The organism is Mycobacterium sp. ABE4_509 (assembly GCF_056160785.1).
This window is the reverse complement of record NZ_JBSWXU010000138.1, coordinates 1-13930: the sequence shown is the minus strand read 5'-3', so window position 1 is coordinate 13930 and position 13930 is coordinate 1. Positions and strand designations below refer to the sequence as shown.

General features: G+C 70.1%; 17 protein-coding genes. 6 read left to right on the top strand and 11 right to left on the bottom strand.

All coding sequences use genetic code 11. From position 1 onward, the window contains the following. Positions 1 to 250 precede the first annotated feature (250 nt). A complete protein-coding gene (locus ACXAID_RS22650) occupies positions 251 to 550 on the top strand; it encodes a thiamine-binding protein (RefSeq protein WP_475024438.1) in 300 nt (99 codons plus the stop codon). Between the two features lie 95 nt (positions 551 to 645). After that, entirely contained in the window at positions 646 to 2025 is a 1380-nt protein-coding gene (locus tag ACXAID_RS22645) for a DUF222 domain-containing protein (protein WP_475024437.1), read from the top strand. Positions 2026 to 2043: 18 nt separating this feature from the next. Here ACXAID_RS22645 and ricR read toward each other — a convergent pair whose 3' ends face one another. Both ricR and ACXAID_RS22635 read right to left on the bottom strand, forming a co-directional pair. Continuing rightward, the gene (ricR, locus tag ACXAID_RS22640) at positions 2044 to 2361 is read right to left on the bottom strand and encodes a copper-sensing transcriptional repressor RicR (RefSeq protein WP_475024440.1); all 318 of its coding nucleotides are present in this window, start codon (positions 2359 to 2361) and stop codon (positions 2044 to 2046) included. Positions 2362 to 2372: 11 nt separating this feature from the next. Next, positions 2373 to 3011 carry a DUF305 domain-containing protein gene (locus ACXAID_RS22635; RefSeq protein WP_475024436.1) on the bottom strand — a complete coding sequence of 213 codons (639 nt, stop codon included), beginning with the start codon at positions 3009 to 3011 and terminating at the stop codon, positions 2373 to 2375. A 79-nt stretch (positions 3012 to 3090) separates the two neighbouring features. Here ACXAID_RS22635 and ilvD point away from each other — a divergent pair, with 79 nt between their 5' ends. Then, on the top strand, positions 3091 to 4800 hold the full coding sequence (gene ilvD, locus ACXAID_RS22630; protein ID WP_475024435.1) for a dihydroxy-acid dehydratase: 1710 nt from the start codon (positions 3091 to 3093) through the stop codon (positions 4798 to 4800). A 13-nt stretch (positions 4801 to 4813) separates the two neighbouring features. On the opposite strand, the gene ACXAID_RS22625 is transcribed toward ilvD, so the two are convergent. From ACXAID_RS22625 to ACXAID_RS22595, 7 genes are all read right to left on the bottom strand, one after another. Continuing rightward, the gene (locus ACXAID_RS22625; RefSeq protein WP_475024434.1) at positions 4814 to 5089 is read right to left on the bottom strand and encodes a GlsB/YeaQ/YmgE family stress response membrane protein; all 276 of its coding nucleotides are present in this window, start codon (positions 5087 to 5089) and stop codon (positions 4814 to 4816) included. A 56-nt stretch (positions 5090 to 5145) separates the two neighbouring features. Then, entirely contained in the window at positions 5146 to 5526 is a 381-nt protein-coding gene (locus ACXAID_RS22620; RefSeq protein WP_475024433.1) for an SRPBCC family protein, read from the bottom strand. A gap of 61 nt (positions 5527 to 5587) precedes the next feature. Further along, the gene (locus ACXAID_RS22615) at positions 5588 to 6253 is read right to left on the bottom strand and encodes an O-methyltransferase (RefSeq protein ID WP_475024432.1); all 666 of its coding nucleotides are present in this window, start codon (positions 6251 to 6253) and stop codon (positions 5588 to 5590) included. 28 nt (positions 6254 to 6281) lie between these two features. After that, positions 6282 to 6785 carry a TIGR04338 family metallohydrolase gene (locus ACXAID_RS22610; protein WP_475024431.1) on the bottom strand — a complete coding sequence of 168 codons (504 nt, stop codon included), beginning with the start codon at positions 6783 to 6785 and terminating at the stop codon, positions 6282 to 6284. Beyond that, on the bottom strand, positions 6782 to 7531 hold the full coding sequence (locus ACXAID_RS22605) for a DUF2786 domain-containing protein (RefSeq protein ID WP_475024430.1): 750 nt from the start codon (positions 7529 to 7531) through the stop codon (positions 6782 to 6784). The genes ACXAID_RS22610 and ACXAID_RS22605 overlap by 4 nt, the downstream gene beginning before the upstream one ends. A 110-nt stretch (positions 7532 to 7641) precedes the next feature. After that, the gene (locus ACXAID_RS22600) at positions 7642 to 8646 is read right to left on the bottom strand and encodes an alpha/beta hydrolase family protein (RefSeq protein ID WP_475024439.1); all 1005 of its coding nucleotides are present in this window, start codon (positions 8644 to 8646) and stop codon (positions 7642 to 7644) included. A gap of 14 nt (positions 8647 to 8660) precedes the next feature. After that, the gene (locus tag ACXAID_RS22595; RefSeq protein WP_475024429.1) at positions 8661 to 9512 is read right to left on the bottom strand and encodes a lysophospholipase; all 852 of its coding nucleotides are present in this window, start codon (positions 9510 to 9512) and stop codon (positions 8661 to 8663) included. On the opposite strand from ACXAID_RS22595, the gene ACXAID_RS22590 reads away from it, so the two are divergent. Continuing rightward, positions 9460 to 10587, top strand: coding sequence for a sigma-70 family RNA polymerase sigma factor (locus ACXAID_RS22590; protein WP_475024428.1), 1128 nt, complete (start codon positions 9460 to 9462; stop codon positions 10585 to 10587). The two genes, ACXAID_RS22595 and ACXAID_RS22590, sit on opposite strands and share 53 nt — an antisense overlap. Here ACXAID_RS22590 and ACXAID_RS22585 read toward each other — a convergent pair. Then, positions 10584 to 11039, bottom strand: coding sequence for a MarR family winged helix-turn-helix transcriptional regulator (locus ACXAID_RS22585; RefSeq protein WP_475024427.1), 456 nt, complete (start codon positions 11037 to 11039; stop codon positions 10584 to 10586). The two genes, ACXAID_RS22590 and ACXAID_RS22585, sit on opposite strands and share 4 nt — an antisense overlap. 96 nt (positions 11040 to 11135) lie before the next feature. On the opposite strand from ACXAID_RS22585, the gene ACXAID_RS22580 reads away from it, so the two are divergent. Together ACXAID_RS22580 and ACXAID_RS22575 are read left to right on the top strand one after the other, a co-directional pair. Further along, positions 11136 to 11903, top strand: coding sequence for a pirin family protein (locus ACXAID_RS22580; protein WP_475024426.1), 768 nt, complete (start codon positions 11136 to 11138; stop codon positions 11901 to 11903). Continuing rightward, positions 11881 to 13218 carry a gluconolaconase gene (locus tag ACXAID_RS22575; protein WP_475024425.1) on the top strand — a complete coding sequence of 446 codons (1338 nt, stop codon included), beginning with the start codon at positions 11881 to 11883 and terminating at the stop codon, positions 13216 to 13218. The genes ACXAID_RS22580 and ACXAID_RS22575 overlap by 23 nt, the downstream gene beginning before the upstream one ends. A 16-nt stretch (positions 13219 to 13234) precedes the next feature. On the opposite strand, the gene ACXAID_RS22570 is transcribed toward ACXAID_RS22575, so the two are convergent. Then, positions 13235 to 13930: cutinase family protein (locus ACXAID_RS22570; protein ID WP_475024424.1), on the bottom strand; the 696-nt coding region annotated here is incomplete at its 5' end.

Below are 13930 nucleotides of genomic sequence, written 5' to 3'. Positions count from 1 at the left end.
GTGCCGGCGCGGGCTGTGCCAGCGCCGGCGGCGCGGTCAGAGCCAGTCCGCCGAGCAGGACGGCCGACGCCGCCATCGCGAACAGCCGGCTTCGATTTCGCAGCCGCATGCGTTTACCTCCCGATTCGCATTTCACCCCAGTGTGGCACAGCGGGTTGCCAGCCTCCGCTGATATAGGGCTTGAACTGGGGTTTCTATCGTCCCAGCGGGCGCGAACGTTACAGCTGCGACGACACCGTACGCTCGGCGCATGATCGTCGCGTTCAGCATCAGTCCCACCGGTGGCGACGAGACCGGGGGCGTCAGCGCCGCGGTGGCCGAGGCGGTCCGGGTGGTGCGCGCCTCGGGCCTGCCGAACGAGACGAATGCGATGTTCACCAACATCGAAGGGGAGTGGGACGAGGTGATGGCGGTGGTGAAGCGGGCCGTCGACGCCGTCGCCGCGGTGTCACCCCGGGTCAGCCTGGTGCTCAAGGCCGACATCCGCCCCGGTTTCACCGGTCAGCTGAGCGCCAAGGTGCAGCGGATCGAGGACGCGCTGGGCGACTGAGCGAGTTGTCCCCCATCGCGGATTCCTCCACAGGTTGGACGAGGGCCGCTGATCGCGCACCGTCGAATCGAATATTTGTTCGATAGCGTGAGTTCATGGGTTCCCTCGTCACCGCTGAGGCGGCGCGCCGCCGGCTCGACGCGGCCCTGGATGCGGTCGACGCGGCCCACGCCGAGCTGCGGGCGGTGTCCTCCGAGTCGGTGGGCAGCGGGTTCCGCGCCCACCTGGCCGCCCGGCTGGAGACCCAGCACCGCACCAATCGCGGCCTGATGTATCGGATGCTCGCCGAGTTGGTGGATCCCCCCGACGAGACCGACCCGATGCCGGATCTGGTCCAGCGGCTGGCCGGACGGCTGCGCATCCCGACCCGCGAGGTCAAACGCCGAGCCAAGGCCGCCGTGCGCATCCGGCCCCGCCGCCGGCTGACCGGTCCCCCGCTGGCGCCGCTGCTACCGGTGGCCGCCGAGGCGGTCGAGTCCGGCACGATCGGCGACGACCATCTCGCCGAGATCACCAAGACCCTCGACCGGCTGCCGTCCTGCGTGTCCGTCCAGGACCGCGCCGAGGCCGAAACCGCCCTGGTCGACGCAGCCACCAGGCACGACGCCGATTTCGTCGCCGAACTCGGCACCCATCTCGATGACCTGTTCAACCCCGACGGCCACTTCGACGAATCCGACCGTGCCCGCCGCCGCGGGCTACAGCTGGGTACCCAGGGTTCCGACGGGATGTCGAAACTTTCGGGCTGGATAGATCCCGAGACCCGCGCCTATCTCGAAGCGCTCACCGCCGCCGTCCGCCCGGGCAGGCACCTGCCCGACGGCACCGTCGAGGCCACCCGCGACGAACGCACCATGACCCAACGCCGCCACGACGGGGTCAAACTCGGCCTGAAGACCGCGATCGCCTCCGGCCAGATGGGCGCCCACCGGGGGCACCCGGTCACCGTCATCGTGCGCACCACCCTGGCCGAACTCGACCAGGCAGCCCACGCCGTGACCAACCCCGCCATCCCGATGCCCGCGCCGGCGCGCACCGGCGGCGGCAGCGCACTACCGATGCGCGACCTGATCCGGATGGCCACCGGCTCGATCCACTACCTCGCGGTCTTCGACGAGCACAGCGAACGCCCCCTGTACCTGGGCCGACAGACCCGCGTCGCCACCACCGACCAGCGGATCATCTGCTATGCGCGCGACGGCGGCTGCACCCGGCCCGACTGCCTCGAACCGGGCTACCACAGCGAAGTCCACCACAGCCCCGAGTGGGCGCCGGCCGGCCGCACCGACGCCGACGCGTTGTTCTTCGCCTGCGGACCGGACCACGCCCTGCTCACCAAGGGCCACTACGCCGCCGAAGTCCGCAACGGTCGCCTGGCCTGGACAGACGGTGAGCACCCGTTCCGCGTCAACCACGCCCATCACCCCGACGAGCTGCTGCGCGGCGACCCGGACCCGCCGGACTCGACGAGCTGATACCGGCGTCGCCGGTGTTCAGGACCGCACGAGGCGGGCGATGGCGGCCGAGGCTTCGGCCAGCTTGGCGTCGGCTTCCGCGCCGCCGTTGGCCACCGCGTGGGAGACGCAGTGGCTCAGATGCTCGTCGAGCAGGCCCAGCGCGACCGACTGCAGCGCGCTGTTGACCGCGCTGATCTGGGTGAGGACGTCGATGCAGTACTTGTCCTCGTCGATCATCTTGGCGATGCCCCGGACCTGGCCCTCGATCCGGCGCAACCGCTTGGCGTAGTTGTCCTTCTGCGCCGAGTAGCCACGGGCGCCCGGCGCAGTGTCCGCCTGGTTGTCGCTGTCCACCTCGTTATCGCTCACGGCCCGGCGCCCTCCAGAATCTGTCGCATCTGCTCGATCTCGGCTTGCTGGGTGGTCACCATCATCTCGGCCATCGCCACGGCGTCGACGTTCTGGCCGTCGGCGACCTCGGCCTCGGCCATCTGGATCGCACCCTGGTGTTGGCTGATCATCGATTCCAGCCACAGTCTGTCGAACTCAGCGCCGTCCAACGACTCGAGCCGCGCGACCGTCGCATCGTCGACCATCCCCGGCATGGGGCCCTGCGTCGACTGCTCGTGCCCGGTATCACCACCGCTGCCGATCTCCGGGTTCTCGTTCCACTGCACCAGGAAGACGTTGAGGATGTTGATCTCGGGCACCTGGGTGGCGGTGATCTGGTCGGCGACCGCCAACAGCTCCGGGTTGTCGGTGTGTTCGGGCGCCATCGTCGCCAGCTCCACGGCCTGCTTGTGGTGCGGCACCATGGAGCTGGCGAACACGACGTCCGCGGTGTTGTAGCCGGCGGGCTCACCGTCGATCACCGGCGTCTCCAGCTGCAGGTCGTCGGCCTGGGCGGTCTCGGCCGGTGGTGCGTCGCTGCCGCACCCGGCCAGCGCGAGCACGGCGGCGCACGCCGTGAACACCGCGGCCGCACGTCTGGGGAACGAACTCACGAACACCAGGGTACTTGTACCCCAGTGGGGTATCAGTAGCGGTTTGGCCGGGCCAAACCAGCGGGCGCATAATCGACGGATGCCCTCAGATCCCGGTTCGCAGCCAGACATCAAGCCCCGTAGCCGCGACGTCACCGACGGACTCGAAAGAGCCGCCGCCCGGGGCATGCTGCGTGCGGTGGGCATGGGCGACGAGGATTTCGCCAAACCACAGATCGGCGTCGCGTCGTCGTGGAACGAGATCACCCCGTGCAACCTGTCGCTGGACCGGCTGGCCAAGGCGGTCAAGGAGGGGGTGTTCGAGGCGGGTGGCTACCCGATGGAATTCGGCACCATCTCGGTCTCCGACGGCATCTCGATGGGCCACGAGGGGATGCACTTCTCACTGGTGTCACGCGAGATCATCGCCGACAGCGTCGAGACCGTGATGCAGGCCGAACGCCTCGACGGTTCGGTGCTGCTGGCCGGCTGCGACAAGTCACTGCCGGGCATGCTGATGGCTGCCGCGCGACTGGACCTGGCCGGCGTGTTCCTCTACGCCGGATCGATCCTGCCGGGACGCGCCAAGCTGTCCGACGGCACCGAGAAGGACGTCACGATCATCGATGCCTTCGAGGCTGTCGGCGCCTGCTCCCGGGGACTGATGTCACGCGAGGACGTCGACGCCATCGAGCGCGCGATCTGCCCGGGCGAGGGCGCCTGCGGCGGCATGTACACCGCCAACACGATGGCCAGTGCGGCCGAGGCGCTGGGGATGTCGCTGCCGGGCAGCGCCGCCCCGCCGGCCACCGACCGCCGTCGCGACGGCTTCGCCCGCCGCAGCGGCATGGCCGTGGTCGAACTGCTGCGCCGCGGCATCACCGCCCGCGACATCCTGACCAAGGAGGCGTTCGAGAACGCCATCGCCGTGGTGATGGCGTTCGGCGGATCCACCAACGCGGTGCTGCACCTGCTGGCCATCGCCTACGAGGCCAACGTCAAGCTCTCGCTGGAGGACTTCACCCGCATCGGTACCCGGGTTCCGCACCTGGCCGACGTCAAACCGTTCGGGGCGTACGTGATGAACGACGTCGACCGCATCGGCGGGGTCCCGGTGGTGATGAAAGCCCTGCTCGATGCCGGCCTGCTGCACGGCGATGTGCTGACGGTGACCGGTCAGACGATGGCCGAGAACCTGGCTCACATCGCGCCGCCGGATCCCGACGGCAAGGTGCTGCGCGCGCTGTCCGAGCCGATCCACCCCACCGGCGGCATCACCATCCTGCACGGTTCGCTGGCCCCCGAGGGGGCGGTGGTCAAGTCAGCCGGTTTCGACTCCGACGTGTTCGAGGGCACCGCAAGGGTTTTCGAGCGTGAACGGGCAGCCCTGGATGCGCTGGAGGACGGCACGATCACCGCTGGCGACGTGGTGGTCATCCGCTACGAGGGTCCCAAGGGTGGTCCCGGGATGCGCGAGATGCTCGCCATCACCGGCGCGATCAAGGGCGCCGGACTGGGCAAGGACGTCCTGCTGATGACCGACGGCCGGTTCTCCGGCGGCACCACCGGCCTGTGCGTCGGGCACGTGGCGCCCGAGGCGGTCGACGGCGGGCCGATCGCGTTCCTGCGCGACGGTGACCGGATCCGCCTCGACGTCGGCACGGGCACCCTCGACGTGCTGGTCGACGCCGACGAGTTCGAATCCCGCAAGGCCGGTTTCGAGCCGCTGCCGCCGCGCTACACGGCAGGCGTGCTGGCCAAGTACACCAAGCTGGTCGGGTCGGCGGCAGTCGGCGCGGTCTGCACCTGACCCGGCCGCTCCCCTACACCCGGGAGTTGCGCCGGCCGGTGATGCCCAGGTAGGCGGCGATCAGCACGACGGCGACGATGATGCCCACCAGGAACGGGATGATCTCGAAGCCGCCGTTGCTGTTCGAGTACCCCAGGCTGTAGGTGATCCAGGTGCCCACGAACGAGCCCAGTGCACCGAGCACGATGGTCATGATGAGGCCGATGTTCTGCTTGCCCGGCATCACCAGGCGGGCCAGTGCACCGACGATGAGGCCGACGATGATGGCTCCGAGGATGGTTCCGATCATGATGCGCTCCTTGCTCGATCCGTCCTGATCCGCAGGATTACCCGGTCGGGCCTGGTTCAACCCGGTCGTTGCCCGCACGCCATCCGTTCGAGGCGGCCGAGGGCGATCCGGAGCACGGGCAGATAGCCCGGCGCCCACAGCGGCGCGCTCATCCAGGCACGGCAGCCGGTCGCGTCGGGTTCCACCCCGTGCCCGGTCGCCGGCACCCCCGCGACGCGCCACGACCAGCTGCGGCCCGGGACGAACTCGGAGATCGTGAACGGCACCGGCACCCCGACCGGTGTCCACACCCGGCCGGTGGCGCCGTGCCGTAGGAAACCGCCGTCGATCTGGGCGGCGGCGACGCTGGGGCCCCACGTCGGCCAGGCCTCGGGGTCCACGAGCAGGCGCCACACCTCATCGGCGGGCGCGGGGATCCGCCTGCTGACCGTCCACACGGTTGCGGAGTAGCCCGGGACGGCCCGAGCCAACCGCCGGCCCAACCGCCGGCCGAAGCCCCTAGTCGACCAGCGCCACCGCGAAGCCGTCCCATGCCTTGGTGCCGACGGTCTGGATGGCGGCGGTGTCCAGCCGGGGATGCGCGCCCATCATCTCCAGCATGTCGCGCACCGCCTGGGCCTGGACGTCCGACGGGGCCGGGTCGAGCACCCGCCCGTGGCGGGCGATGTTGTCGACGACGATCACGGTGCCCGGGTGCCCGAGCGCGATGGCCCACTCGACGTAGGCGATGTTGTTCTCCTTGTCGGCGTCGACGAACACCAGGTCGAACACTTCCCCGCGGTCCTGCAACTGCGGCAGCGTGTCCAGCGCGGTGCCGACCAGCACCTCGACCCGCTCTGCCACGCCCGCCCGGTCGAGGTTGGCGCGAGCGAGCTCGGCGTGCGCGGGTTCGTACTCCAGCGACACCACGGCGCCCCCGGGTCCGACCGCGCGGGCCAGTGCGATGGTGCTGTATCCGGCGAGGGTGCCGATCTCGAGCACCCGGCGGGCACCCGACATCCGCACCAGCAGCGAGAGCAGCCTGGCGTGCTGCGCGGACACCTCGATCGGCGGCATTCCGGCGTCGGCCGCGGTGTCGCGAGCGGCGCGCAGCGCATCGTCCTCGGTGTGCAGCAGGCGGGTGAACAACTCGTCCAACGCCACCGGATCAGGTTCACCAGTCACAGCTCGACGGTACCCGCGCCGGCCGGGTCTACCGGACCCCTTCCTTGGCGTACACCACCCGCAGCACGTGGGCCACCTCCGGCCCCATCACGGCGGCGGTCAGCTCACAGAACGTCGCGACGAACGCCGGCCCGTGCGCCGGCCCCGGGTCGGCTGCCTGGGCGGTCAGGTGGTGGGCGATCTCGTGCAGCACGACCAGTTCCCGTAACGCCCATCCGGCGCTCCGGTCGGGTACCGCGATGGTCGCCGCACCGTCGATGCATTCGTAGTGCGCGGCGGCGCTGCCGCGACGCGATCGCACCCGCAGCGGGGGCACCGCAGGCCACCGGCCGCGCACCGCCGGTGCGGCCAGCACCTCGTCGGCATAGCGCTGGACCGCCTCGGCCGAGGCGAACCGCGCCTCCGGCGGCAGTGTCAGTTGGGTGCCGAAGAAGTCGACCGCCGGGTTGCCGCGCTCGGCGGCGCGGTCGAACATCGTACGGACGAACTCCTCGGCGGCGTAGACCTTGGCGCGCTGGCTGTCGCGGGTCATCGCTCCAGCGGCCGACGGGACCCGGCCAGCTCGGATCCTCCGCCCAGCCGGGCCCGGCGCCCGGCCCGGTCACCGGCCTGGCGGGCCGCCGAGGAATACCCTGCGGTCGCGCTGGTCGCCCGCCAGGTGCCCCGTGCGCGGGAGGCCTGGCGGTAGTAGTCCTTCAGTTCGAGGTCCTTGTTGCGCAACGCGATTGCGGTGCCCGGCGCGCTGCCCGGCCCGCTGGTGGCCTCCCGTTGGGCCTGTTCGCGCGCATCGGCCAACCGTTTGCCGACCCGGGCGCCGAAGGCCAGCTGGAAGTTGATGCGCGCGGTGATCGTCGGGGTGGGCCGGTGCGCTCCCGAGGCGATGTAGTCGGTCGATGACCGCACCATCTGCAGCACCAGGCTGGTGTAGAGCGTGTGGCTGGTGTCGATGTCCTCGGCGAAGCCGTAGGCGTAGACGAATGTCGAGTTCGACGCGATGTCACATTTGACGTCGTTGGCCGCGGCGATCAGCACGAAGAGCTGGACGTAGGTGCGCAGCCCGCGGGTGCCGGCCTCACCGATGGTGATGGTGCGCTGCACCGGTGTCTGCGCCTTGGTCCGGCGGTCGCCGTGCGCCCGTGCGACGGCGAGGTCGATCGACGTCGCCGTCGCCAGCCGCTGCGCCGCGGCCATGAACGCCTCGGCCTCGTGGGGGTTGTCGGTGCCCTCGGCCTGGCGCAGCAGCGCGGCGATCCGGGCCAGCATCTTGTCGTCGGTCATGACCGCGAACCTAGGCAGCCGCTACGACGTTCCGCGGCGATGTGCACCGACGACGCCCCGGTCCGGCATTGTTCATCCCCACAACGGTATTGCTCCACAAGGTCGGTCCACTACTGGCCGATGAAGGCGTCGAGCGCGTCGACCAGCTGCGGGGACAGCGGTTCACCGGAGGCGTAGTTGGAGATGTTGTCGGTCGGGTCGTCGCGCAGCACGTGGTTGACGCCCTCGAATTCGACCACGGTCAGCTGGGTCTGTCCGAGTGCGTCGATCAGCGGTTGCATCGCGTCGCAGTGCGCCTGGTTGTCGGAGTCCGAACAGGTCAGCAGCACCCGGGTGTCGGGCGGTATGGCGGCCGCCAGCGCCAGCGGGTCGATCCTGTCGGCTTCGACGATCGCGTTGGTGTTGCCCGGGTTGAGGATCGCGCCGAGGCCGTCGGGCAGTTCCTCGGGCGCGGTGCCGTCGGTGCGGACCTGTTCGACGGCGGCCTCCCAGGCGGCGATCGTCTCGGGCGAACCGTCGGCGGCGACCCTGTTGGTGATGATGTCGAGGTAGCGGCCCGGCAGCGGCTGGAACAGCCCCAGGGCCTGCACCCTGGGCGCTCCGGGGGCGGTGTCACCGGCCAGCGCCATCGCGTGGACGGTGCCCTCGCCGAGTGCGTAGACCGACAGCTGGTCGGAGTCGGTGTCGGGCTGGTCGGCCAGGAACCGGGCGGCCGCTTTGGCTCCGGCGGTGTAGACGGCGCTGACGACGTCGTTCGGGTTCTTCTCGAACGGCCCGAGCCCGGTGCGGCCGGTACCGACCTTGTCGTAGCGCAGACTCGCCACGCCGCGCTCGGAGAGCAGCTCGGCGAGCTGGCGCATGTTGCCGATCGGTCCGGCGACCAGGTTGTCGCCGTTGCGGTCGGTGTTGCCGCTCTCGGAGATGAGCAGGGCCGCGGGCCCGGCCTGGTCGTCGTCGCGGTGCCGGTAGGTGCCGTGCAGGGTGAGTCCGTCGGACTCGAAGGTCACCTGATCGTCGACCCAGCTGGATTGCCCGTCGTCGGGCGCCGAGTCCGACGAGCACCCGGCGAGAACCAGCAGACTCACCGAGAACAACAGGGCAGCAAGGGGTTTCAAAGCAGCAGCGATCTTCACAGTTTCGCCTCGATCCAGGCAGTGACGTCGTCGAGCACCAGGTCCTGTTCGGGCTCGTTGAACACCTCGTGGTACAGACCCGGGTACACCTTCAGGTGTACGTCGTCGGAGCCTACGCACTCGACCAGCCGTCTGCTGCCCTCGACCGGGATCAGCTTGTCCGCCTCGCCGTGCACCACCAGCAGCGGCGCGGTGATCGCCGCGGCCCGCCGCGGCATGGTCTCGCCGACGCCGATGAGCGCGCGGGCGACCCCGGCGGGCAGTTTGCCGTGGTGGACCAGCGGGTCGTTCTCGTAGGCGGCGACCACGTTCGGGTCGCGGGACACCGCGTCGGCGGGCAGGTCCTCCACGGGCAGGCCCGGAGCGATCCTGCCCAGCACCTTGGCCAGGACCACCATCGGAGCTGACACCGACGCCTGCGCAGCGACGGCGGGGCCGGACAACACCATGGCGTGGTAGTCGTCGGGGTGCTCGACGCCGTAGGTGAACACGATGCCCCCGCCCATGCTGTGGCCGACGACGATGCGCGGGAGTCCGGGATGCTCGGCCGCGGCGGTCCCGACCAGTGTGTGGAAGTCGCCGGTGTACTCGCCGATGTCACGCAGGTACACCCGCTTGCCCCCGGAGCGGCCGTGGCCACGGTGATCCAGGGCGTAGGTGATCAGCCCGGCTGCCGCGAAACGCGCCGCGACGTGGTCGTAGCGGCGGGCGTGTTCGGCGTATCCGTGGGCGAGGATCACGACGCCACGGGGTTGGGCACCGGACTGCGGGTCCGGCGTCCACACGTCGTAGACGATGTGGATGCCGCCGGCACCGTCGAAACTGTGCTCGCTGTGGGTCACGGCCATTCCCGAAAGAGTAATCGGGGCCGCACCGCCGCCGGGACCTGTGTGTCGGTGCCGCTGCGTAAGCTCACATGACGTGAGTGTTGTTGCAGTCGGCGACGGCAGGGCCCGGGACGCCTTCCTGTCCGATGCGCAGCGATACCGCCGGGAACTGCTCGCACACTGTTACCGGATGACCGGGTCGCTGCATGATGCCGAGGACCTGGTCCAGGAGACGTATCTGCGTGCCTGGAAGTCGTACGGGAGCTTCGAGGGCAAGTCCTCGGTGCGCACCTGGCTGTACCGGATCGCCACCAACACTGCTCTGACCTCGCTGGAGGGACGCAAGCGCCGCCCGCTGCCGAGGGGCCTGGGGGCACCGGCCTCCGATCCCACCGGCGACATCACCGAGCGTCACGAGATCGCCTGGCTCGAGCCGCTGCCGGACGCACCGCGGGAGGACCCGTCGGATCCGTCGGTGATCGCCGAGTCCCGCGAATCGGTGCGGCTGGCGTTCGTGGCCGCGCTGCAGCATCTGCCGCCCCGGCAGCGCGCCGTGCTGGTGCTGCGCGAGGTGCTGCAGTGGAAGGCCGCGGAGGTGGCCGAGGCGGTCGGCACGTCGACCGCGGCGGTCAACAGCCTGCTGCAACGGGCCCGGGCCCAACTCGACGACGTGCAGCCCAGCCGTGACGATCGCCCGTTGCCTCCGGAGTCGCCCGAGACCGCCGACCTGCTGGCGCGCTATATCGCCGCATTCGAGTCCTACGACCTCGACCAGCTGGTCGAGTTGTTCACCGCCGACGCGGTGTGGGAGATGCCTCCGTTCGACGGCTGGTACCAGGGGCCCGTCGAGATCGTCACGCTGTCGAAGACGCACTGCCCGGCGGAGCGGGCCGGCGACATCCGGTTCCTCACCGCGACGGCCAACGGCCAGCCGATGGCGGCGCTGTACATGCGCAATCCCGCGTCGGGGGTGCACGAGGCTTTCCAGTTGCACGTGCTCGACGTGCATCCGGCGGGCATCACCCACGTCGTGGCGTTCAAGGAGGACGGTCTGTTCTCGAAGTTCGGCCTGCCCGGCACGCTGCCTGCGGTCTAGTGGTCGGCGCGCCGTCGCTCGAGCCGGCGCAACGCGGCCCGAAGTGCCGCGCCCAGCGCACCCAGCTGGTCCGGCGGCAATCCGTCGAAGACGACGCTGCGCACCAGTTCGACGTGGCCGGGTGCGGCCGCCTCCAGCGCGGCGGTTCCGGCGTCGGTGATCGCGACGGTGGCGCCACGCCGGTCGTCGTGGTCGCCTTCCCGCTCGACCATCCCGCGCCCGCGCATCCGGCGCAGTTGGTGCGACAGCCGGCTCTGCTCCCACCCGAGGTGCTCGCTGAGTTCGTTGATCCGCGTCGGGCCGCGCTCGGACAGCGCCACCAGGACGTCGTAGTCCGACAGGGACAGATCGCAGTCGGCCTGCAGCTGCCGGTGCATCGCCGTGTGCAGTCGGCTGCTCATGGCGAGGTAGTCGCGCCAGATCTGCTGCTGCTCGTCGGTGAGCCATTCCACGGGCTCAGCCTATCCCCGGAATAGATGATACGTCATCTATGTTGTCGGGGGCGGTGTCGGCCACCTAGGCTGGCGAAGACTCCCGAGGAGTGATCCATGACCAGCCCCCGCAGCGTCGTCGACATCCGTCGCGCGCAGGACCGTCTCAGGACCCAGATCCCCTGGCTGGACTCCAAGCATTCGTTCTCGTTCGGCGACCACTATGAGCCCGACAACACCCACCACGGCCTTCTGCTGGTCAACAACGACGATCAGGTGGCACCGGCTGCTGGCTTCGATACCCATCCGCACCGCGACATGGAGATCGTCACCTGGGTGCTGCGCGGATCGCTGGTGCACCAGGATTCCACCGGCCATTCCGGGGTCATCTATCCCGGACTCGCGCAACGGATGTCGGCCGGCACCGGCATCATGCACTCCGAGAAGAACGACTCGTGGACGTTGACCGGTGAACAATCACACAGCGAGCCAGTACATTTCGTCCAGATGTGGGTGATGCCCGACGAGTCGGGAATCACGCCGGGCTATCAGCAACTCGAGATCGACGCCGAACTGCTCAGCGGCAATCTGGTGACGATCGCCTCGGGGATGCCCGAGCACGGGGACACCGCGGCGATCGCGATCGGCAACCGCCACGCCGCGCTGCACGGCGCGCGACTGCAGCCGGGCCAGAGTGTCCAGTTGCCCGAGGCCCCCTATCTGCATCTGTTCGTCGCGCAAGGTCAGATCACGCTCGAGGGAGCCGGTGGACTCGACGAAGGAGACGCGGTGCGCTTCACCGCATCGGGTGGACAACGGGTGACCGCCGCCACGCCCGCCGAAATTCTGGTCTGGGAGATGCATGCGGGACTCACTGCGGCATAAGCGAACCGGGGCGCTGCTGATAGGAGCGGCGCTGATCACCGGATGCACCGAAGGCGCGCAGCAGTCGTCGCCCTCACCGGCTCAGTCAGCTCCGGGCACCTCGGCGCCCGCCCCGTCGACGCCCCCGGCCACGCAGACCAGCACGGTCACCGTCGAGGCCGCCCCGGGGCTCGACGGCGCACCGTTCGACCAGACCCGCGAGGTCTCCGTGCCGCAGGGCTGGACGATGTCGGTGTGGGCCCGCACCGACCGCCCGCGGCTGGCCGTGTGGACCCCCGACGACAACCTGCTGGTGTCGGTGCCGGCCCAGGGCCGGGTGTTGCGCTTCTCCCCCGGCCCGGCCGGGCCGCAGGAGTCGGTGCTGCTCAACGGGCTCGAGCAGCCGCACGGCCTGCAGTTCTCCGGTTCCACACTCTACGTCGCCGAAAGCGACCAGATCGTCGCCTACGACTACGCCGACGGCGCCGCGACGAACCAACGGGTCGTCGCGGGCGGGCTGCCGAACGCCGAGAGCCCCGATCTACGGGGCGCCTACGCGCATGCGTTGAAGAGCGTCGTGGTCGGTCCCGACGGCGCGGTCTACTTCTCGATCGGTTCCACGGGAAACATCAGTGCCGAGGACCGCACCGCCGAACCTCCCCGCGCGACGATCATGCGCGTGCCGCCCGGAGGCGGACCCGCCGAGCCGTTCGCCACCGGCGTGCGCAACGGCACCGGCCTGGCGGTGGCGCCCGACGGGTCGGTCTGGACCGCGAACAACGGACGCGACAACATCGCCTTCCCCGAGCCGGGCCCGTCCTACGGCGAGGTCATCGGCGACTACGTCGACGACAATCCCCCCGAGCAGATCGCCCGGCTCACCCCCGGACGCGAACTGGGCTGGCCGTACTGCAACAACGTCTACAACGACGGGGCGCCGGCCGACCTGCCCTTCCTCCGCGATGTCCAGACCAACCCGGACGGCGACCAGATGGACTGTGCGGCACTGCCGCCGGTCGAGCAGAGCATGGGTGCGCATTCGGCGCCGCTGGGGATGAGCTTCGTCGACGGCGCGCTGCCCGAGCCCTACGCCCGGGGCGCCCTGATCGGCGTGCACGGCTCGTGGAACCGGCAGCCGCCGCGGCCACCCGAGGTGTCCTTCTACCCGTGGCGCGACGGCGATCTCGGTGACCAGCAGACCCTGGTGGGCGGCTTCCAGAATTCCGACGGATCCCGTTGGGGCAGGCCGGTTGCCGCGGTGGTCGGGCCCGACGGCGCGGTCTACGTCACCGACGACTACGCCGACGCGATCTACCGGCTGGTCCCGTCCGGCTGACGGTGCACGCCGAGCCTCAGCCGGCCACCGGCTGCGGCTCGGGCTGCTCGGCGAGCTTGCCGGCCGCGAAGTCCGCAGCCTGCAGCACCAGGCCGTCGGAGATGTAACGGGCATGCGCGGCGATGTCGTTGCCCTGCGAGCAGACGAAGTCGTTGGGCACGCACAACTCGATGGTCTTGGCCTCGTAGGCCGGCCCAACTTCCACCGCCGGCTGCTTGATCACGTTCATGAACCGATCCGACGGCGTGCCCAGCAGCGCCACCGCGGCCACATGGCTCGCGACGTCGGCGGGCATCGGCCGCGGGACCTCGGCCGGCGAGACACCGTCGGGAACCAGATCGGTCGTCACGAAGCCCATCACGGCCGCGCCCTGGGAGAACCCGCCCAGCACCAGCTGGGTGCCCGGGCAGTTGTTCGCCATCTGCTGGACGTGGCTGCTGGCGTCCCGGATGCCTTCGACGGCGGTGGAGAACTGGGGGCTGGCGGGGTAGTTCACCGGGTAGACGCCCACCGACTTCGGGCCGACGCGGGCCCGGAGATCGTCGACGAACGCCTGGCCCATCGCGCCCAGGCCCGGGGGTTCGGTGGTTCCGCGGGCGAATACCACCTGGACGTTGGGGCAGCCCGCCGCCGCGGGAGCGGCGAGTGGGGCCGGAGCCGCGGGAGCGGCAAGTGGGGCCGGAGCCGCGGGAGCGGCAAGTGGGGCCTCAGC

Coding starts and splice junctions, on each gene's coding strand:
- ACXAID_RS22650 (WP_475024438.1), top strand. CDS start 251: ATGATCGTCGCGTTCAGCATCAGTCCCACCGGTGGCGACGAGACCGGG.
- ACXAID_RS22645 (WP_475024437.1), top strand. CDS start 646: ATGGGTTCCCTCGTCACCGCTGAGGCGGCGCGCCGCCGGCTCGACGCG.
- ilvD (WP_475024435.1), top strand. CDS start 3,091: ATGCCCTCAGATCCCGGTTCGCAGCCAGACATCAAGCCCCGTAGCCGC.
- ACXAID_RS22625 (WP_475024434.1), bottom strand. CDS start 5,089: ATGATCGGAACCATCCTCGGAGCCATCATCGTCGGCCTCATCGTCGGT.
- ACXAID_RS22610 (WP_475024431.1), bottom strand. CDS start 6,785: ATGACCCGCGACAGCCAGCGCGCCAAGGTCTACGCCGCCGAGGAGTTC.
- ACXAID_RS22605 (WP_475024430.1), bottom strand. CDS start 7,531: ATGACCGACGACAAGATGCTGGCCCGGATCGCCGCGCTGCTGCGCCAG.
- ACXAID_RS22590 (WP_475024428.1), top strand. CDS start 9,460: ATGTGGATGCCGCCGGCACCGTCGAAACTGTGCTCGCTGTGGGTCACG.
- ACXAID_RS22595 (WP_475024429.1), bottom strand. CDS start 9,512: ATGGCCGTGACCCACAGCGAGCACAGTTTCGACGGTGCCGGCGGCATC.
- ACXAID_RS22580 (WP_475024426.1), top strand. CDS start 11,136: ATGACCAGCCCCCGCAGCGTCGTCGACATCCGTCGCGCGCAGGACCGT.
- ACXAID_RS22575 (WP_475024425.1), top strand. CDS start 11,881: ATGCGGGACTCACTGCGGCATAAGCGAACCGGGGCGCTGCTGATAGGA.